Genomic DNA, 405 nt, shown 5'->3' on the forward strand with positions numbered 1-405 from the left:
ATGATAAGCGAGGAAGGCGAAGGCCGATAGCGAGGAGCGCGTCGACATTCAGTCTGAGACGCTCTCTTCGGTCGCAACCCGGCGCTGCAGCTGATCCGGATTGGACCGCAATTTCGGGCGCACTGCCATCTGGCCCTGCCGTTTGCCCTGAGATATCCGCGGCCAGATGAGTGCAGCCGTGAAGACATCCAGCCTGACAGGCGCCGTTTCCCCGATGGTCCCGGTGCTCGTATGCGCGCTCGCGATCTTCCTGCTGTCCGGGATGGATGCGGCGATGAAGACGCTGGTTATCGCCGTGGGCGTCTACAATACGGTGCTGTGGCGCAGCTTTCTCGCGACAGCAGTCGCGGGCGCAGCTTGGTCGGCGGGGTCGCGCTCGCTGCCAACCATTGCGGTGCTGAGGCT

1 pseudogene is annotated in these 405 nt (G+C 63.7%); it reads left to right on the plus strand.

The features are described from left to right. Window positions 1-166 precede the first annotated feature (166 nt). Window positions 167-405, plus strand: a pseudogene (locus EOA29_RS40575) (EamA/RhaT family transporter); the annotation flags it as partial.

The organism is Mesorhizobium sp. M1E.F.Ca.ET.063.01.1.1, from assembly GCF_003998155.1.
In the GTDB taxonomy this organism is placed as follows: Bacteria; Pseudomonadota; Alphaproteobacteria; order Rhizobiales; family Rhizobiaceae; genus Mesorhizobium.